The organism is Halomonas sp. AOP25-F1-15, assembly GCF_052378675.1.
GTDB lineage: Bacteria > Pseudomonadota > Gammaproteobacteria > Pseudomonadales > Halomonadaceae > Vreelandella > Vreelandella casei.
This window is the reverse complement of record NZ_JBQSXV010000001.1, coordinates 36,075-53,274: the sequence shown is the minus strand read 5'-3', so window position 1 is coordinate 53,274 and position 17,200 is coordinate 36,075. Positions and strand designations below refer to the sequence as shown.

20 protein-coding genes are annotated in these 17,200 nt (G+C 55.8%); 10 read left to right on the top strand and 10 right to left on the bottom strand.

Annotated features, from left to right (window positions below; genetic code table 11):
- Position 1: 1 nt before the first annotated feature.
- From ACT3TF_RS00275 to trmB, 3 genes are read right to left on the bottom strand one after another with little or no spacing between them, the layout of a single operon-like run.
- Positions 2-373 carry a diacylglycerol kinase gene (locus ACT3TF_RS00275; RefSeq protein WP_441684168.1) on the bottom strand — a complete coding sequence of 124 codons (372 nt, stop codon included), beginning with the start codon at positions 371-373 and terminating at the stop codon, positions 2-4.
- A 34-nt stretch (positions 374-407) separates the two neighbouring features.
- Positions 408-1,886, bottom strand: coding sequence for a D-alanyl-D-alanine carboxypeptidase/D-alanyl-D-alanine endopeptidase (gene dacB / locus ACT3TF_RS00270; RefSeq protein WP_444671365.1), 1,479 nt, complete (start codon positions 1,884-1,886; stop codon positions 408-410).
- Positions 1,883-2,548, bottom strand: a complete 666-nt coding sequence (gene trmB, locus ACT3TF_RS00265; protein WP_096278132.1) for a tRNA (guanine(46)-N(7))-methyltransferase TrmB — start codon at positions 2,546-2,548, stop codon at positions 1,883-1,885. Before trmB ends, dacB begins: the two co-directional genes overlap by 4 nt.
- A 209-nt stretch (positions 2,549-2,757) precedes the next feature.
- On the opposite strand from trmB, the gene ACT3TF_RS00260 reads away from it, so the two are divergent.
- From ACT3TF_RS00260 to ACT3TF_RS00230, 7 genes are all read left to right on the top strand, one after another.
- Positions 2,758-4,641 carry a beta-ketoacyl synthase gene (locus tag ACT3TF_RS00260; RefSeq protein ID WP_441684193.1) on the top strand — a complete coding sequence of 628 codons (1,884 nt, stop codon included), beginning with the start codon at positions 2,758-2,760 and terminating at the stop codon, positions 4,639-4,641.
- Positions 4,638-5,132: a pantetheine-phosphate adenylyltransferase gene (gene coaD / locus ACT3TF_RS00255; RefSeq protein ID WP_441684166.1), complete on the top strand. Its 495-nt coding sequence runs from the start codon at positions 4,638-4,640 to the stop codon at positions 5,130-5,132. Before ACT3TF_RS00260 ends, coaD begins: the two co-directional genes overlap by 4 nt.
- A gap of 72 nt (positions 5,133-5,204) precedes the next feature.
- Complete coding sequence (locus ACT3TF_RS00250) at positions 5,205-5,453, top strand: YfhL family 4Fe-4S dicluster ferredoxin (RefSeq protein ID WP_096278128.1); 249 nt, start codon at positions 5,205-5,207, stop codon at positions 5,451-5,453.
- A 17-nt stretch (positions 5,454-5,470) separates the two neighbouring features.
- Positions 5,471-6,775 (top strand): MATE family efflux transporter, encoded by a 1,305-nt coding sequence (locus ACT3TF_RS00245; protein WP_096278126.1) that lies wholly within the window; start codon positions 5,471-5,473, stop codon positions 6,773-6,775.
- A gap of 134 nt (positions 6,776-6,909) precedes the next feature.
- A complete protein-coding gene (locus tag ACT3TF_RS00240) occupies positions 6,910-8,220 on the top strand; it encodes a short-chain fatty acid transporter (protein WP_096278124.1) in 1,311 nt (436 codons plus the stop codon).
- An 84-nt stretch (positions 8,221-8,304) separates the two neighbouring features.
- Positions 8,305-8,832 (top strand): acyl-CoA thioesterase, encoded by a 528-nt coding sequence (locus ACT3TF_RS00235; RefSeq protein ID WP_096278122.1) that lies wholly within the window; start codon positions 8,305-8,307, stop codon positions 8,830-8,832.
- 35 nt (positions 8,833-8,867) lie between these two features.
- Entirely contained in the window at positions 8,868-9,872 is a 1,005-nt protein-coding gene (locus ACT3TF_RS00230) for an ion transporter (protein ID WP_444671364.1), read from the top strand.
- Position 9,873: 1 nt separating this feature from the next.
- Here the strand turns inward: ACT3TF_RS00230 and ACT3TF_RS00225 are convergent, their stop codons facing one another.
- Positions 9,874-11,268 carry an aminotransferase-like domain-containing protein gene (locus tag ACT3TF_RS00225; protein ID WP_441684163.1) on the bottom strand — a complete coding sequence of 465 codons (1,395 nt, stop codon included), beginning with the start codon at positions 11,266-11,268 and terminating at the stop codon, positions 9,874-9,876.
- Positions 11,269-11,365: 97 nt separating this feature from the next.
- Here ACT3TF_RS00225 and ACT3TF_RS00220 point away from each other — a divergent pair, with 97 nt between their 5' ends.
- Positions 11,366-11,971 (top strand): LysE family translocator, encoded by a 606-nt coding sequence (locus ACT3TF_RS00220; protein ID WP_096278115.1) that lies wholly within the window; start codon positions 11,366-11,368, stop codon positions 11,969-11,971.
- A gap of 28 nt (positions 11,972-11,999) precedes the next feature.
- On the opposite strand, the gene ACT3TF_RS00215 is transcribed toward ACT3TF_RS00220, so the two are convergent.
- Together ACT3TF_RS00215 and ACT3TF_RS00210 are read right to left on the bottom strand one after the other, a co-directional pair.
- Positions 12,000-12,371 carry an I78 family peptidase inhibitor gene (locus ACT3TF_RS00215; RefSeq protein ID WP_225734463.1) on the bottom strand — a complete coding sequence of 124 codons (372 nt, stop codon included), beginning with the start codon at positions 12,369-12,371 and terminating at the stop codon, positions 12,000-12,002.
- 110 nt (positions 12,372-12,481) lie between these two features.
- A complete protein-coding gene (locus ACT3TF_RS00210; RefSeq protein ID WP_096278113.1) occupies positions 12,482-12,613 on the bottom strand; it encodes an entericidin A/B family lipoprotein in 132 nt (43 codons plus the stop codon).
- A gap of 174 nt (positions 12,614-12,787) precedes the next feature.
- Between ACT3TF_RS00210 and ACT3TF_RS00205 the strand changes: the two genes are divergently transcribed.
- Positions 12,788-13,207 carry an HIT domain-containing protein gene (locus ACT3TF_RS00205; protein ID WP_444671363.1) on the top strand — a complete coding sequence of 140 codons (420 nt, stop codon included), beginning with the start codon at positions 12,788-12,790 and terminating at the stop codon, positions 13,205-13,207.
- Between the two features lie 7 nt (positions 13,208-13,214).
- Here ACT3TF_RS00205 and ACT3TF_RS00200 read toward each other — a convergent pair whose 3' ends face one another.
- The 4 genes from ACT3TF_RS00200 to ACT3TF_RS00185 form a co-directional block, all read right to left on the bottom strand.
- Positions 13,215-14,270 carry a nickel/cobalt transporter gene (locus ACT3TF_RS00200; RefSeq protein ID WP_444671361.1) on the bottom strand — a complete coding sequence of 352 codons (1,056 nt, stop codon included), beginning with the start codon at positions 14,268-14,270 and terminating at the stop codon, positions 13,215-13,217.
- 80 nt (positions 14,271-14,350) lie between these two features.
- Positions 14,351-15,016, bottom strand: a complete 666-nt coding sequence (locus ACT3TF_RS00195) for a DUF1007 family protein (RefSeq protein WP_444671360.1) — start codon at positions 15,014-15,016, stop codon at positions 14,351-14,353.
- Entirely contained in the window at positions 15,013-15,372 is a 360-nt protein-coding gene (locus ACT3TF_RS00190; RefSeq protein WP_441684160.1) for a hypothetical protein, read from the bottom strand. Before ACT3TF_RS00190 ends, ACT3TF_RS00195 begins: the two co-directional genes overlap by 4 nt.
- Positions 15,369-15,929 carry a hypothetical protein gene (locus ACT3TF_RS00185; RefSeq protein ID WP_192536091.1) on the bottom strand — a complete coding sequence of 187 codons (561 nt, stop codon included), beginning with the start codon at positions 15,927-15,929 and terminating at the stop codon, positions 15,369-15,371. Before ACT3TF_RS00185 ends, ACT3TF_RS00190 begins: the two co-directional genes overlap by 4 nt.
- 120 nt (positions 15,930-16,049) lie before the next feature.
- On the opposite strand from ACT3TF_RS00185, the gene ACT3TF_RS00180 reads away from it, so the two are divergent.
- Complete coding sequence (locus ACT3TF_RS00180) at positions 16,050-17,186, top strand: glycerate kinase (protein WP_444625083.1); 1,137 nt, start codon at positions 16,050-16,052, stop codon at positions 17,184-17,186.
- Positions 17,187-17,200 lie beyond the last annotated feature (14 nt).

Sequence of the window (17,200 nt, the reverse complement as noted above, 5' to 3'; positions counted from 1 at the left end):
CTTAGCTATAGAATTTTTCCCAACCTAACAGCCCCCAGGTAAGTCCGGCCATAATCAGCGACAGCATAACCGCCGCAGAGCCAATGTCCTTAGCCCGCCCAGAAAGCTCGTGGTGCTCGGTGCCAATGCGATCGACCACATTTTCAATCGCACTATTGAGCAGCTCTACTATCAGCACTAAAAACAGGCTTCCCACTAGCAGCAGCCAGCTAACGGGGCCCTCACCAATCCACCAGGCAAACGGCAGCATAACCGCCGTGATGCCAACTTCCTGACGAAAAGCCGATTCGTTTCTAAACGCAGCTTTAAGGCCTTTCCATGAATAACGCATGGAGTGAACCAAATGTGTTAAGCCGGTATGCCCTGGTTTCATACACGTTGCCTCACCCTGTGAGCGTAAAGTTGAATCAGTTCGCTAAAATCATTGCATCTAGATCAAGAGACAGCGGATCCAGCACCTCGGGCCAGCTTAGGTAAGGCGTACTGCCGTTACCGTTGACCAGGACGCTAAACACTCCCCAGCGCCCTTCCGCCGTACGAAAGTAACCCGCGGCAGCGCGAACTGCGAACGGTTGGTTTAGCGTGCCTGTTTTTAACATGACATTGTTTTGAAACGTCGCTGAGCCACGTCGAATAAAACGCATCACCCCATTAGCCGGCGATTGAAACGCCGCTACAAAACTTGGAAAAAGAGCGCTCTGACGAAACATGTCCTCTAGCATCACGTTCACACCTTGCGCAGACGTCCGATTTTCCGTCGTTAGTCCACTGCCGCTGTATAGCGTTAACGGCCCGTGCCCAGGCAGACCCTGAGCGTATGCTTCGACCGCTTGGCCCGCTTGGCGCAGCTGCGCTTGTGGCGTCTCAACTAGATCCAGCGCCAGCACATCAGCCATATAATTATTGGAGTAATTCATGATCCGCAGCAGTATCTCTTGTAGCGGCTGACCGTCGATCGCCGCCAATCGCTGGGCCGTGCTGGGCGGCTGGGTGGAGCTAACCCGCCACGGCTCACGCACTTGAATACCCGCCTGATTGAGCATGCTCAGCAATACTTGTGCTGTTTTTTCGGCAGCATCGCCCGCGCCGCGATAGACATCCTGGGCGTTGGCATTGGTTGAAATCTGCCCGGTGAGACGCATGACATCGCCGCGCTCATCCGTCACCCGCTCAGCACTGATCTCTGTGCCGCTGTTCGCCGGGCGAGTCGTCACCTGATTATCAATGGTGATCAACGGTGCCTGGCTGTCGCACAGGCCAACGCGTGCAGGCTCACCGGCAACGGCGCCTGGGGCAACATTAACGCACCAGGTGCCGAAATCAACGCCTGCCGAAGAAAGCGGTGCGCTATAGGCGTTAGTGACCTGGGTCAGGGCATTGCAGCGATCAGTGGTAATGCAATCGACAGGCCCAAAGCGCCACTGGCTAACCACCAATGCACCGTCAACGTCGCGAACCCCCGCTAGGTGCAAACGCTGCACCAGGCGCCATAAATTTTCAGTGGTCAGGCCCGGGTCTCCCCCGCCCTCAAACACTAAATCACCATGCAGCACGCCATTATCCACCCGGCCAGAGCTCACTAATTGGCTAGTAAAGCGATGCTGGGGGCCAAAACGATTCAGCGCCGCAGCGGCTAAATACGTTTTGGTCACCGACGCTGGAGACATCTGACGGTCAGGATTCAAACTACCCAGCAGCGCATTGGCGTTTGAGTCAGCGTCAAGTAGTCGCGCCTCAGCGCTGATCGAGAATCCTTTATCTTCTAATTGCCCGAGACGATTAAAGTCGGCAAGCAGCGGGGAACTGACCAGCAGTGCCGCGGTGGTGATGCTAACAACAGAAATACCACGCTGCAGACGCGCAGCTAGGTTAAAAAAATGCGTCATGTTCGCTCCAAATCAACGCGTAAACGCCACAGCGCCTGGCCGCTTTGCGAATACTTAGCTTCAAACGGGGTTAAATAATCACCATTGGGGAAAATTTCGGCAATGCTCGACTGCTTACCGGTCACCTGAGCCACCGCTGAAGCAAACTCCTCAACATATATTGGCCAGTTGGAGCGCAACTCAAGGCATCCCCCAAGGGCCAACAGTGTGGGTAAAATAGGATGACCATGCCAGCGCATTTTTAGGTGGCCAGACTTAGGGTAAGGATTAGGGTAAAGCAGATAGTGACGCTCGGGTGCCCAGCCAGCCTGGTGGGCGAGTCGCCAGAAATCGACAAGGTCCGCCCGAACCAGCAGAGCGTTCGCCGGCAGGTCACCGTGATCACGACCCAGCCGATGCTCACTACGATCAACGCCAATCACCGCTCTGGTTGGGAACTGGAGCGCCAGTTGACGTGTCGATATACCCACACCGCAACCCGAATCAAGTATCAGCGGCGTTTGGCGGGCCTGAAACCACTCGGCTGCCTGCGCAAAACTGCGCTTGGTATGGTCGGCAATTGGTTTGCGCAACGGATACGCTAACGCTCGGCTGACTTGGCGCGCTAGATCGTGATGGGGGCCAGGTTGATTAGAAATCACTGATCGAGAATTATGCTGCATGCCATCTCTCGGCTGAAAAGCAGTGATTCTATCAGTCTAGAACGCTTGCGGCATGACGCCATTGCGCGCCCGGTGCTATCATCACGCCTTAATTGCTTATGAAGCGCATGACTCTGGTCATTATACGGTCCGAGTATTGCCAAAAACCGTTATTACCACCATCGCACCACGAGGAACCCGGCTTGTCACACTTACCGGTGATTGTCGGCATGGGTGGCATCAATCCCGCAGGCAGAACATCTGGCCATCAGGCCTTCCGCCGCACCGTGCTTGATGCTCTTCCTGCTGACCAGCAACGCCAGACACTGGAAGGCTTAGCGGCGCTTATGCGTCTTGTTCAGCACTCCGACAAAGGATGGCTCGATCAGTCTGGCCAGTCTGTAGATGCCCCTGCTGAGTCGCTGCGTGAACAGGTGCTTAACCATACCCTGATCCGCCGCAATGAAGACCCGCGCTTTCTCGCCCCGGGCATGCCGTCTAATCGGCAAGCCAGCATGCATCTTGCTGAGCCGATGCGCTTTACGCTGCGTCGACGCCAACTGCCCGACCACCTGCCGGCTGACTGGCAGGTGCGCGACATTGATGCCCGAGAGGTAGAGGTCAGCGTGCCCGCAGGCGTGCTAGAGGTGCTGCTGCCCGATGCACAGGTTCCTAAAGTACGTGCAGCGGCCCAGCTACCCAGCGGCTTTGACCCCGCCAGCCTCTACCGCAGCGTGCACCACCCTCGCGGATTATCTCTAGCGGTGTTTGGCGCCAGCGACTGCTTAGGCGCCAGCGGCCTTTCCTGGGAAGCACTACGACAGCAGCTGAGCCCGGATCATATTGCCGTGTACGCTGGGAACTCTATTGGTCAATTGGACGATCAAGGCTGGGGTGGCTTACTGAAGAGCCTGGTGAGCGGCCAACGCGCTACGTCTAAGCAGATGCCGCTGGGCTATGGCCAAATGCCTGCCGACTTTTTAAACGCCTACGTGCTTGGCAGCGTAGGCGGCACCGGCGCAGCATTAGGCGCTTGCGCTAGTTTCCTTTATAACCTGCGCCTTGGCATTGACGACATTCGCTCCGGACGCCGGCGGGTAGTGATGGTAGGCACCGCCGATGCCCCCATTACGCCAGAAATTATTGAAGGCTTTCGGGCCATGGGCGCGCTGGCTGACGATGCAGGCTTGAAAGCGCTAGATGCTCTGGAGCTGCTCACTGATGCTGACTACCAGCGCGCCTGTCGGCCGTTTGCACGCAACTGCGGCTTTACAATGGCAGAAGCCAGCCAGTTCGTAATGTTAATGGACGATACGTTAGCGATGGATGTCGGCGCCGACATTTTGGGCGCTGTGCCCGATGTATTCGTCAATGCTGATGGCTATAAGCGCTCGATCTCCGCACCGGGCATTGGCAACTACATCACCCTGGGTAAAGCGGCCGCGCTAGTGCGCGACATGCTTGGTGAAAAAGCGCTGAAAGAACGCAGTTTTGTGCACGCCCATGGCACCAGCACGCCCAAAAATCGCACCACTGAATCTCATGTCCTGGATGAAATTGCTCGCGCCAACGGGATCACCGATTGGCCCGTGGTCGCCATTAAAGCGTTTATCGGCCACTCGCAAGGTTCAGCTGCAGGCGACCAGCTAGCGAGCGCCTTAGGCAGCTTTGCCCACGGCCTGCTACCGGGAATCCCCACGCTTGACGCGGTGGCCGACGATGTCTATGCCGAGCGGCTGCGCTTGTCGCAAACGACGCAGGCATTTCATGCCGATGCCGCCTTTATCAATGCCAAAGGCTTCGGGGGCAACAATGCCACCGGCGTGGTGCTTTCCCCTGCGGTGACTGAGCGCCTGCTGACTCAGCGCCATGGCGCCGCTGCAGTGAGCGCCTGGAAAGAGCGTCGCGAGACAACTCGTCTAACGGCGGCGGCCTACCTTGCCCAGGCTGATTCTGGCCATTACGCCCCACGCTATCAATTTGGCGAAGCGGTGCTTGAAGGCCCAGAGCTGGATATCCATGCTGACCGAATTCACATTCCCGGCTACGATCACGCTATCTCGTTAACCAGCGACAATCCGTTTGGCCGGCTGGATGAGGAAACGTCGTCATGAGTATCGGCAATGCCAATATCGCCGTTTACCCAGGCACCTTCGACCCGATCACCAACGGCCATTTCGACCTAATTGAGCGCGGTGCACGACTGTTCGATAAGGTGGTGATTGCGGTCGCAGAAAGCCCAGGGAAACGGCCGAACCTCTCATTGGAAACGCGTATAGCCCTAGCGCAAACGGTTTGTGAGGCGCTGCCTAACGTTGAGGTAATTGGCTTTTCAAACCTGCTCACCACCATGATGCACGAACAGGGTGCATCGATCATACTGCGCGGCCTGCGCGCGATATCCGATTTTGAGTACGAGCTGCAGCTTGCCAATATGAATCGCGCTCAAAATCCGGAGCTCGAAAGCGTGTTCCTCACGCCTGCGGTAGAAAATTCGTATATTTCTTCGACCATTGTGCGGGAAATTGCCAAGCTCGGCGGCGACATTTCACCATTAGTCCATCCGCAGGTCGCCGAGGCGCTGCGTAAGCATTACACTAACTAGCCAACGCCATTGTTGAGTAAAACACTCAGGTATTGATCCCTTGAGTGCGCCAGCCATCCGCGAGGTACGCCCATGGCCCTGATGATTACCGACGAGTGCATTAACTGCGACGTCTGCGAGCCCGAATGTCCCAATGACGCTATTTCCCCAGGCGAGGAGATTTACGTCATCAATCCTAGCCAGTGCACCGAGTGCGTCGGTCATTTTGACGAGCCGCAGTGCCAGCAAGTATGCCCTGTAGACTGTATTCCACTCGATCCTGAGCGCCACGAAAGCCAAGAACAGCTGATGACGAAGTACCGCATCATCACTGCCGCTTAAGCGGCTCAGCCCTTAACGTGCGTATTTGGGCCCTCGCCTGGCCAATCATTTTATCTAATATCACCGTCCCATTGCTGGGCCTGGTGGATACCGCCGTGGTTGGACACCTGCCTGACTCTCGCTATTTAGCAGGCGTCACGCTAGGCGCGATGCTATTTAGCTTCCTTTACTGGGGGTTTGGCTTTTTACGCATGGGCACCACAGGGCTGGTTGCTCAAGCCATGGGGCGCGCGAACGACACTGACGTGCGCAACCTGCTGGGCCAGTCGCTGATCATGGCAATGGTGATCGGCGTCCTGCTTATTCTATTTGCATCCCCGCTAATCTCACTAGGGTTATGGCTATTAGACGGTAGTGACGTGGCAACCCACCTAGCCCGTGAATATGCCCAAATACGCCTCTGGTCGGCGCCAGCCGTTCTCGCTAACTATGCGATTTTAGGGTGGTTTCTCGGCCAGCAAAATTCGCGCGTTACCCTAATGATTTTGCTACTCACCAATAGTGTCAATATCACGCTGGATATATGGTTTGTGATGGGACTAGGCATGACCAGCAACGGCGTCGCCTGGGCCAGCGTGATTGCTGACTACACGGCTTTTGCGTTCGGCGGCTATTTAGTGCTGCGCCAGCTAGCCACGCTGAAAGGCACTTTTTTGCGCGAACGTTTGCTCGCGCTAGCGGCCTACACGGCGCTTTTTCACGTCAATGCCAATCTGTTCGTGCGCACGCTAGGGCTATTATTTGTCATGGCCTTTTTTACCGCTCAGGGCGCGCGCCAAGGTGACACCATACTGGCTGCCAATGCGGTACTCCTGCAATTTATTATGCTGACCAGCTACGCTTTAGATGGCTTTGCCCACGCGGCAGAATCGCTGGTGGGGCGCGCTTACGGCCGCAAAGACTGGCGTGAGTTTGCGCTTACCGTGCGCGCCGCCGCACGTTTTTCCTTTTGGACCGCGGGCACGGCGGCCTGCCTGTTCGCCGTGGGGGGTAATGGGCTGGTGGCCATGCTTACCGGCCTTGAAGAAGTGCGTATAACCGCGGCGCAGTATCTGCCGTGGATGGTGGTTATGCCGCTGATTGCGGTGTGGAGCTATCTACTCGACGGTATCTTTATCGGCACCACCGGCGTGCGCGAAATGCGCAACAGTATTTTTATCGGCCTTGCCGCTTACCTACCCGCCTGGTGGCTAACCCAAGGGCTCGGCAATCATGGGCTCTGGCTATCGTTTATGCTGTTCACCCTGGTTCGCTCGGCGGTATTGATCCATTACTATCACCGTCACTACCATCGCCGCTACCAGCTAAACCGCTGGCGCTAAAACGGGGCAATTAGCGTTAACTAAGCTAACGTGAGATGAAGCGTGCAGCTTCAAGGTGAAAAATGCCGCCCTCCCCCGTATATTAGCCACGGATCAGACACGCACTTCCTAATAATGAAAAAAGAGAGCATCCCATGCTTAAAATGATATCAAAACCGGCGGTTAAGCTAGTGGAGCGCTATCTGCCTGACCCGTACATTTTCGTTCTGCTGCTGACGCTCATCGCCTCAGTCGCCGCGATTGCTATTGAGCGCCAGTCACCGCTGGCTGTCTTGCGGTTTTGGGGTGACGGTTTCTGGAGCCTGCTGACCTTCTCCATGCAGATGCTACTGGTGCTGGTGACAGGATTTATGCTGGCAAGCTCTCCACCGGTAAAGCGCATTCTGCAAAAAATTGCCGGCACCGCCAAAACGCCCGGTGGTGCTATCATTTTAGTCACGCTAGTCTCATTGGCAGCGAGTTGGATCAACTGGGGATTTGGCTTGGTTGTCGGCGCGCTATTTGCGAAAGAGCTGGCCCGTCTGATTCGCGTTGACTACCGGCTATTGGTTGCCAGCGCCTACTCCGGCTTCGTCGTTTGGCACGGCGGCTTAGCGGGCTCGATACCGCTGACGATTGCGACCGAGGGTCACTTTGCCGCTGATCAAATTGGCGTTATTGGCACCGGTTCAACGATTTTTGCCTTCTTCAACATCGCGATCGTGATCTGCCTGTTCATTGCTATACCTCTCGTCAACCGCATGATGCTGCCGGATGAAAAGGATAGCGTTTACGTAGACCCTAAAGTGCTCGACGATGAGCCAGAGCAGATGGGGCGTATTACACGGCCGGCTGAAAAGCTCGAAAACAGCATGGCTCTCGCGCTGCTGGTCGGGGTACCCGGACTGCTGTTTTTGCTGGATCATTTTTTACTGCGCGGAGGCAGCCTGAACCTTAACGTAGTTAACTTCCTGTTTTTGTTCCTGGCCATTGTGCTGCACCGCACGCCACGTAATTTATTGAACAGCCTAAACGAGGCGATTAAAGGCGGCGCGGGTATCGTTATTCAGTTCCCATTTTACGCGGGCATTATGGCAATCATGGTGCAGTCCGGATTAGCAGAAAGCATGTCCGAATGGCTGGTGTCCTTTGCCACGGCGACAACGCTACCGTTCTGGTCATTTATTAGTGCGGGCATCGTCAACCTGTTTGTACCCTCTGGTGGCGGCCAATGGGCCGTGCAAGCGCCGGTCATGCTACCTGCAGCTCAAGCGCTAGGTGCCGATATTTCACGCGTTGCCATGGCCGTTGCCTGGGGCGACGCCTGGACTAACCTGCTGCAGCCCTTCTGGGCATTACCGGTGCTCGCCATTGCCGGGTTAAAGGCGAAAGACATAATGGGCTTCTGCCTGATTCAGCTATTTATCACCGGTATTATTATCTCCATCGGACTGGTGTGGTTCTAGCACTTCTTCATTGCCCGCCGCTAATTCACCATTGAGAGGCGGCGGGCAACCCTTAACGTTTTAAGATAACCGCAGGAACACCGCATGACCGACGCCGAAATAAGTGCGAACAGCGCCCTGCCCGGGCAGCACGAACTGTCGATGACCGTACTGATGACGCCGGATATGGCTAATTTCAGTGGTAAAGTTCACGGCGGCGCCATTCTTAAAAAGCTAGATGAAGTCGCGTTTGCCTGCGCCAGCCGCTATTCGGGCCATTATGTGGTGACACTGTCAGTGGATCAGGTGCTGTTTAAACAGCCGATTCATGTTGGCGAGCTGGTCACCTTTTTAGCCAGCGTCAATCACGTTGGGCGCTCATCAATGGAAATTGGCATCAAGGTCGTGGCTGAAGATATTCGCAATAAGCTGATTCGTCACACCAACAGCTGCTACCTGACCATGGTCGCTGTCGATGCTGATGGCAAACCCGCCAGCGTGCCGCCGCTTAATTTGGCAACCCCGCTGCAGAAACTGCGATTTGAAAAGGCCGCTCTGCGCAAGAAGCTGCGCAAGCAGGCAGAAAAAGAAGAGCGTCTGACCCAGCAACAGTATCAGTCGCGGGCTCAGTAGCAGAGCACTGCATCGCCCAACGACAAGGAGTTCGTATGCCCGCTAGGGAACGCTACCCGCATTTGCCTAAAGCCGTTGAATATACCCACATCGGTTGGGATTTTCTTATCCTGGCGGCGGTAGTCATCAACCTTGGGCTACTGCTATTTGATTCACTGTTCCTGCTAGGCCCTATCAATCAAGGCATTGCCAGCATCGCACCGAGTTTTCACTCGTTCTATGCTGACGTGATACATAGCCGTTTTACGACTATCGATTTAATATTCGTCAGCTTTTTTATCGTTGATGTACTGCTGGGCTGGTCCATCGCGATTGCCGAGCGGCGCTACCACCGGTGGTTCTTTTATCCCTTCGTACATTGGTATGACGTGCTGGGCTGTATTCCTCTGGCGGGCTTCCGCCTGCTGCGGATTCTACGCGTGGTGTCTCTGATCCACCGCCTGCATCGCCTCGGCCTTATTGATGTTGCCCGCTGGGATATCACTCTGTTTTTTGCCAAATACTACGATATTTTGCTTGAAGAGCTTTCTGATCGCATTGCCCTTCGCCTATTGGGCAATGTGCAACAGCAGATCCGCGCCAGCGATTCGCTGACCGAGCGGATCATTGAGCGTGTGATTATGCCGCGCAAAGCACAGCTAATTCAGGAAATTGTTCAGCGCCTGGAGAGCACTGTCGGTGAGGCTTACCAGCATAATCGTCAATCCATCATGGCGGCAATCAGTGATTTGGTGCATCGCACCCTGCGCGAAAGCCCAGAGATTCAGCGGCTGCACCGACTGCCGATGGGGCAGCAGGCAACCAGCGCGATGGAAGCCTCTTTAAGCGGCGTTGCCCAGCGCTTAGTCGATGAGCTGATGCTCGGCATTCATTCTGACGAATTCAGACAGCTAGTAGAGCGCACCGCCGATAGCGGCTTTGACACTTGGTTAACGGTCGATGAAGGCAGCAGCCGCGTGACAGAGCAAGTACTATACGATGTTCTCGAAATGCTAAAAGACCAAGTGCGCCATCAAGGGTGGAAAGACCGTTATGAATAATTTACAACGTGGCGGGCGCCAGGGGGCGCTCAGTTAAACAGGCAGCAACAATGCTCAATGCATGAATAAGCTTGCTACGATTCGACGCGGCACCAATACATAGACGAATCGCTTGTGGCGCTGGCGTACTCCCGACACAAAATGGCTCTGCGCTACTGACCTTCACGCCTCGCTGCAGGAGTCGCTCACATAACTCCACCGCGCGCCGACCCTCGGGTAGCGTGAGCCATACATTGCTGCTGTGTGAACGTCCGCTTAGGGTAAAACCTTGCAGCCATTCGGCCGTTAACCGCTGACGTTCAGCTAATTCTTGGGTTTGCCAAGTAAGCAGCTCCTTAGCCGCCTCCTGATTGACCCAGTGACATGCCACATCAACCATTAATGGAGGTACCATCCAACTCTGCGAGCGTAGCCCCGTCGCAAGTCGCTCATGCAAACATGTCGGCGCTCGAAGCACCCCAATACGCAGCCCGCCCGCGAGTACTTTAGCGGTACTGAAGACAAACAGCGTACGCTCCGGTGCAAGTTGATAAAGCGGCGTGCCGCGCTGCTCCACCGGCAAATATTGCACGCCATCTTCAATCAGCCAGATATCATAACGCCTTGCTAACGCCACCAGCTGTTCGCGACGTGGCTCGCTTAAACAGGCACCGGTGGGGTTGTTCTGATCCGGTGTCAGGTAGATAGCTCGAGGCGGTTGCCGGGCACACTGAGCTTCAAGAAGATCCACCCGCATTCCCTCATGGTCTTGACCGATCCCAACCAGTTTGAGGTGCGCCTGTTGCGCGGCGCTAATAGCACCAGGGTACGTTAACGCATCAGCGGCCAACAGCTCGCCTGGCCGAAGTAACGTGCTGAGCGCTAGGCTAATGCCGTGCTGGCCACCTTGAGTAATAAATAGCTCATCGGCACTAAACGGCATTCCCAATTTATTCAACCAGCTCGCCAGCACACCACGTTGCTCACGACGGCCTTGGGCTTCTTGATAGGTAACACCCCGGGCTAATGCGGCCCCTGACTGGCTTAAGGCAACCAGGGCTTCGCTCAGCAGCGACTGACGCAACGGATGTGGTGGCGGTATGCTAAGGCTTAAATCGATCATGCCGGGCGTTTCATCACTATGAAATGTCGGGCTAAAAGCGCTGGCTTGGGATTCGCTCTTCACATAGGTGCCACTGCCTACCCTGGCCGACACCCACCCATTGCGCTCAGCCTCAGCATAACCACGCGTCACCGTGCCGACGGTCACCCCTAGCGCATCTGCCAACCGGCGCTGAGGCGGCAAACGCTCCCCAGGTAGCAGTGTCCCGTCCTGAATGGCGGATTCGACGGCGCTGGCAATAGCACGATAGCGCGATCCAGAAAACTCGTTTAATGAAGGCACCCAGATTGTCATGGTGACAATAAAACCTTTGACGTCATTTTAATCCCCATTATGCTAGCAAAAGCAGCCTCAAGACAATCTTAAAGCGCACATTGTATGGATACAAAAAATGAACAGTGAATGGTTAATTCTGGGCCCTGCCGCACTCTATATGATGTCGATGACGCTAACGCCTGGCCCAAACAACATCATGCTCACGGCGTCTGGGGCTAACTTCGGTTTTCGGCGTACGCTGCCGCATATGTGGGGGATTTTGGGTGGCTGCTTTGTACTGTTCGCGGGCATTGCGCTGGGCTTAGGTGTGCTGTTTGAGCGCTATCCATCGCTCCAGCTCGCCTTGCGCTGGCTCGGCAGCCTGTATTTGCTCTATTTGGCGTGGAAGATTGCCACCGCACCGCCACCCAATCTTAAGGCCCAAGAACATAGCGTGCCGTTTACATTTTGGCAGGCGGCGACGTTTCAGTTTGCTAACCCTAAAGCGTGGGTGATGGGGCTTGCTTTGATGGCGGGCTTTCTGCCGGAAAGCGGCCCTCCGGTGCTTAACGCGCTGATGCTTGCCGGCTTTGCGGAATTGGTGGGCCTACCCTGCATTGCACTATGGGCCGCTTTTGGCAGTGCCATTGGGCAGTGGATCAAAAGCGACCGCGCATGGCGTTCGTTCAATATAACGATGGGCGCGCTGACCGCCGCCTGCGTTGTACTGATTTTACGCTAACGCTGCATGGGTTAAAGCGTCAAGCGTCTTAGCCGCAGCGCACATCGGCAATAACATCTTGATCATCAAGATGAATATTCAAACGATTAGGACGATGGTCCATGGTCGCCATATCGTTTGGACGCAAGACACGCACCTGGCTGGCGCCGCTTTCGCTTTGCAGCTGGGACACCCCAGCTTCATCGAATGACTCACCTATCGCATCGTTGATAGCCTCTAAATCACAGGTTGAGGCCTGCTCTTGAGCGGCATTACTGGAAGTGACCGTTGGCGGGGGCGGCGCGGCATCTACATCATCGTTAGCCGGTGAAATCGGCATTTGAGAACTAACGCACGCCGTTAGCAGCATAGTGAAGGCGCCCATGGCCACAACTTTAGACAGGGTAAAGCGAGGCTTCATCCTTGAGTCTCCAAAACGTAATGAAAAAATGAGCTAATGAACCCGAACGGGCTAGGCATTAGCCTAGCCCGTGGGAATACTAGCGTTATCTCTAATCCAGCCTTAACTAATTATTCAGCTGCATCTTGGACGGCTTTACCGCCTTCTTGCACATCCTGACCAGCGCCAGAAATAGTGTTACAACCGGACAGAACACCTGCCGTCATCAGCAGCATAAAGCTCATGGCCAATAATTTTTTCATTTACGTTCTCCTTAACGAGTCATTCAACATCGGGGGAACTCCACTGGCAATGCGACTCACCGCCTGGGAGTTTTTTTAGGGTAACAGCGTTTTCGCAATTGCGCTTGTTTTCCCTACGCCACGCCGTGGCTGCTATGCTAATAAACACCTAGTAAGTATACGGGAGCCTATTACTTGAACGATTTCACGCTTGATGAACGCCTTGCCAGCGACACATTCCCCGTGGCGGATCTGCCTCTTTGCCGCGTACTGCTAATGGATGATGCGCGCTACCCATGGGTCATTCTGGTACCGCGCCACCCAGCGATCAGCGAGATATTTGAACTGCCCGCGGCGGATCAACAGCAGCTATGGCGTGAGGCAACCCAGCTAGGCGAAGCAATGAAGGTAGCGCTGGGAGGCGACAAACTTAATATTGCCTCGCTTGGCAACGTCGTGAGCCAACTGCACGTGCATGTCGTCATACGTCAACATGGCGATGCTACCTGGCCTGCGCCCGTTTGGGGCAACGGCACGCCGGAACCTTATGACTTAGCAGGCCAGGCTCACATGCGTGACCAGTTGCTTGCACACATTCAAACGCTAGATGTTTAGTCAGCGCTTACCCGCTAAGAGGGTGGCCCACTCGGGCGGGCGGCTCGTTAAGCAGCGGCCCGCCGACAGGCTCGACTATTCCCGCAACGCTGAGTGAACCCCCTAGTAAGACGATGAACGCCCCGCCGGCTAAGGCCAGCCAACCAGCGGCTTTTTGAACGCGACGCTCGCTATGCTGCTGCGTAGCCAAGCGCCGCTGCGCCCATCCGCGTGCCACAATGCTGGCGACTGCAAGCGCTGAAACAGTGAGGCCCGTGCCAACCGACATCGCGACCACTGACGCAACGCCCACGTAGAATTGGCCTAGCAAACTAGCAGCACCGACCATCAGCACTGCGCCACTACAGGGGCGCATACCAATGGCCCCCACCGTCATCAGCGCCGTACGCCAGTCCAATACTTGCTGGGGCTCAATATGATGGGCTCCGCCGCAGCAGTGGTTGTCATGGCTAACATGGGGCTCATGATTGTGATCATGCCTATGGCTGTGATTGTGCTGATGACTGTGACTATGCGCCGCGACGGCAGGCTTATAAGCACGCCGAAGCTGCTTGATGGCTCGCCAACATAGCCATACACCCAGGGCGGCTACGAGTAGAAAGCTTGCCTGTTCAACCCACACTACGCTGCCCATCGCTTGGCGCGTTACCCAGCCCAAGCCGTACACCAGCACTACCACCAGCATAATGGCGGTCAGCCCCTGGAGTAAGGAGGCTGCAAAAGAGAGCCCTAGCGCACGCTTCACCGCGCCGCCATGAGTGGCTAAATAGGTCGCCAGCACGGCTTTACCATGCCCTGGCCCAGCGGCATGAAAAACACCATAAACAAAACTAATACTCAGCAGGCTCACCCATGTCATTAGCGTGGGCGCGCCTGACAGTTCGGTAATCGCCATCGTGAGCGAACGATGCAAACTTCGCTGCCAGGCCAGCAATTGATAGCTCACGCCCTGTAGCGCACCAGTCCAAACGATAAGGGCCAGCGCTGCGCCCACCAGCAGAAAGCAAAGTAGTAAGCCAGAATGGCGTGTGAAGGATCGCGTTAAAGGCCGTGCTAAGGGCATCGTAATGTCTCGCCGCTAAAAGTTATAAAGTAACACATCACGATCAATTGTCAGCCGGGATTTTGTGAAAAACAACATTCTTAGCGACCCGTACAATCAACGCTGCCCGTTTCCGCAAAATAGCGTCCCAGCCCTGGTTCACCGCTTTCGCCTTTATCAAGCAGTGCGGCTTGCATCACCAGTTCGGGATCAGGGTTAGCGGGCAGAATGCTCAGCTCACAGGCAGGCCCCCCCTGGAGGACTAGTGCATCATCGGTGGGCTGATTATCGTCCGCCTCATGCACTACTTCGATGTAGTAGGTGGGGTCAAACACTTGGTACGTAAGGGTTGAATCGGTCAGGGATTGAGGCGTTTCCAGCGGCAGAATAAACATGAAAACTAACCGGCCATCGCGTTCCATAGCGGTATATTCGCTCACCTCGCCCAGCGCCTGACGCTCACCGTTAATGCTTATCTCGGTGAGGTAGTGCTCGCCAGAGAGATTGTCGCGAATTTCTTTTCCCAGCTGATCAAGCCCCTGTTCAAGGTTTGCATTTTCTACCTGCTGAAGCTCTTCAAAGACAACCAGGCTGTAAAATGGATCCATTCGCCACGTTTGATATAAACCGCTAGCGACGCCCTGATCATCTGTCATGACCTGAACGCTCAGATCAATCCAGCCATGCGGGTGCGCGAGTGCCTCCGCGCTGACAGACAAGCCACTCACCCCCATTCCTAATGCCATAGCAGCGTGCGCCAGCCTCATGGCGCAACGCCTAGTTTGCTCTGTAAGGATACAAGCCATGGGTCTAATACGTAGGGAGGCAGCGGCTGATTACCCCGCAGCGCGGAAACACTCACCCGACTACCGCTGCGCTCCTCACTGACCTGCAGCTGCAAACGATATTCAGGCCAACGAGCAAGCGATGCCTCCGCTCGCCCCAGTGAAATATCCGCATGACGAACGACGTAGCCCTGCTCCACCATGAGTTCTACCGCTTCGCGAAAGGTCTCTTCAGGCGCAGTGGCATAGAAAAGCTCGCGAGTTTCAAGCGGTGCCGTCGTTGCGCAGCCTGCCAGCCCGCCCAGCAGGCTTATCAGCAGCCAATGGCGAATCATCATAGCGGTGTCCTCGTTGCCGGCACACGTTGTTCAAAACTGGTTTGAAAGCGTTGGCAGAAATCGGCGTTACTGGCGCTATAGGATTCACGTAAATCACCTACGTGATCAAAGCGGCGAATATCTCGAGATATGCGTATATGGGCGTCGCTCACCAGTAATGAGACGCGCTCCACCTCAACCGGCTGCTGGCCTACCCCGCCGCCAAAACCAATTCCGCCGAGCCCGATACCCACACCTGATCCGCCCCGCCCAAACCCCAATCCGCCGAATACCCGCATTCCCCGCCCGTAGCCGTAGGCGTTGTCGTAAGGATCATAATACCCCTGCAGCGCACGCTCACGACTGGCGCTAATCAGACCTAATGTGGTATCGGTAGAGCTTAGGGTAAACCCTTCTTCGATTAGCACATCCACGCTGGTTTTAAGCGCACCCTCTGCTGAGGTGGGAAAATAACAAGCGGCGGCGGGGGCAGGCTCGGCTTGTGGCAAACGATCAGGGACCGCCTGGCAGCCAGCCAGTGTCAGCAGACAGGTTAAGCTTATCGGTATCGACTTCATGTTAGATCCTCTAACGGACGAGGCCGCTGGTTGACCGCTGATTAGCGCGCTGAGCTCGCCAACAATGGCCGTATTATGATGACAATATTTTGATAAGAACGTTTTGCGGAGTCCGTACCAATGAATATATTGCTTTGCCCTGACAGTTTCAAAGATGCGCTGAGCGCCCAGGCGGCCGCTGAAGCCATGGCGCGGGGTGTAAAACGCGCGGTGCCTGATGCACACGTTCAGACCTGCCCCTTGGCTGACGGCGGCGAAGGCAGCCTAGATGCACTGATCGATGCCACCGGCGCAGAACGGCGCCAGCTGAGCGTTCAAGATGCTCTGGGGCGTCCGCGCCAAGCAACGTGGGGCTGGCTAAGCGACCAGCGTACCGCGTTTATCGAATTGGCAGAAGCCAGCGGCTTACAACACCTCACCGCCGAGGAGCGTAACGCTTTAACGACCTCGACGTTTGGCGTCGGTGAGCTGCTACTCGCAGCGCTTGACCAAGGCGCAGAAAAGGCACTATTGCTACTCGGCGGCAGCGCCACTAACGACGGCGGTGCCGGCATGCTGCAGGCGCTGGGCGCCCAGCTGCTCGACCAGCAGGGTAAATCGCTCCCCCCCGGCGGGGCGGCACTTAGCCAGTTAAATCGTTTAGAACTTGAGGGGCTGGACCATCGCCTAGCCAGCCTCACACTAGAGGCCGCGGTTGATGTGGATAATCCGCTGCTAGGGAAACGCGGGGCTAGTGCGGTATTCGGCCCGCAAAAAGGCGCGTCTTTGCAGCAAGTCGAGCAGCTCGATCAAGCACTTAGCAACTTTGCGGACATCAGTGCGCAAACGCTGGGCTGCGATCATCGGGCGCTGCCCGGTGCAGGAGCAGCCGGCGGCATGGGGTTTGCTGCAAAGGCGTTTTTGAACGCCACTCTAAAACCCGGCATTGAGATGATTATGCAGCAAGCCGGTATGGCGGAGCGGCTAGCCCGTGCAGACTTGGTAATTACCGGTGAAGGCCGCCTGGATGGCCAAAGCCTAGCGGGCAAAACACCCATCGGCGTTTCCCGCGCGGCCCAGCGTGCCAATAAACCGGTGATTGTGCTCGCAGGCAGCCTCGGCGATGGCTGGGAAGCCTGCTTTGATGAAGGCGTGACCGCGGCATTTGCGTTAGCCGATGGCCCCATGGCATTAAAAGATGCCCTGCCACGCACCGCCGAGCTGCTTGAGGCACGCTGTGAAAGCCTGCTACGGCTATGGGCAACCTCCCAGCGATAGTGAATGTTTCTCCT

Excerpts from the sequence above, each read along its gene's own strand:
- ACT3TF_RS00275 (WP_441684168.1), bottom strand. The coding sequence starts at position 373 with ATGAAACCAGGGCATACCGGCTTAACACATTTGGTTCACTCCATGCGT.
- dacB (WP_444671365.1), bottom strand. The coding sequence starts at position 1,886 with ATGACGCATTTTTTTAACCTAGCTGCGCGTCTGCAGCGTGGTATTTCT.
- trmB (WP_096278132.1), bottom strand. The coding sequence starts at position 2,548 with ATGCAGCATAATTCTCGATCAGTGATTTCTAATCAACCTGGCCCCCAT.
- ACT3TF_RS00260 (WP_441684193.1), top strand. The coding sequence starts at position 2,758 with ATGGGTGGCATCAATCCCGCAGGCAGAACATCTGGCCATCAGGCCTTC.
- coaD (WP_441684166.1), top strand. The coding sequence starts at position 4,638 with ATGAGTATCGGCAATGCCAATATCGCCGTTTACCCAGGCACCTTCGAC.
- ACT3TF_RS00250 (WP_096278128.1), top strand. The coding sequence starts at position 5,205 with ATGGCCCTGATGATTACCGACGAGTGCATTAACTGCGACGTCTGCGAG.
- ACT3TF_RS00240 (WP_096278124.1), top strand. The coding sequence starts at position 6,910 with ATGCTTAAAATGATATCAAAACCGGCGGTTAAGCTAGTGGAGCGCTAT.
- ACT3TF_RS00235 (WP_096278122.1), top strand. The coding sequence starts at position 8,305 with ATGACCGACGCCGAAATAAGTGCGAACAGCGCCCTGCCCGGGCAGCAC.
- ACT3TF_RS00230 (WP_444671364.1), top strand. The coding sequence starts at position 8,868 with ATGCCCGCTAGGGAACGCTACCCGCATTTGCCTAAAGCCGTTGAATAT.
- ACT3TF_RS00225 (WP_441684163.1), bottom strand. The coding sequence starts at position 11,268 with ATGACAATCTGGGTGCCTTCATTAAACGAGTTTTCTGGATCGCGCTAT.
- ACT3TF_RS00220 (WP_096278115.1), top strand. The coding sequence starts at position 11,366 with ATGAACAGTGAATGGTTAATTCTGGGCCCTGCCGCACTCTATATGATG.
- ACT3TF_RS00215 (WP_225734463.1), bottom strand. The coding sequence starts at position 12,371 with ATGAAGCCTCGCTTTACCCTGTCTAAAGTTGTGGCCATGGGCGCCTTC.
- ACT3TF_RS00210 (WP_096278113.1), bottom strand. The coding sequence starts at position 12,613 with ATGAAAAAATTATTGGCCATGAGCTTTATGCTGCTGATGACGGCAGGT.
- ACT3TF_RS00200 (WP_444671361.1), bottom strand. The coding sequence starts at position 14,270 with ATGCCCTTAGCACGGCCTTTAACGCGATCCTTCACACGCCATTCTGGC.
- ACT3TF_RS00195 (WP_444671360.1), bottom strand. The coding sequence starts at position 15,016 with ATGAGGCTGGCGCACGCTGCTATGGCATTAGGAATGGGGGTGAGTGGC.
- ACT3TF_RS00190 (WP_441684160.1), bottom strand. The coding sequence starts at position 15,372 with ATGATGATTCGCCATTGGCTGCTGATAAGCCTGCTGGGCGGGCTGGCA.
- ACT3TF_RS00185 (WP_192536091.1), bottom strand. The coding sequence starts at position 15,929 with ATGAAGTCGATACCGATAAGCTTAACCTGTCTGCTGACACTGGCTGGC.
- ACT3TF_RS00180 (WP_444625083.1), top strand. The coding sequence starts at position 16,050 with ATGAATATATTGCTTTGCCCTGACAGTTTCAAAGATGCGCTGAGCGCC.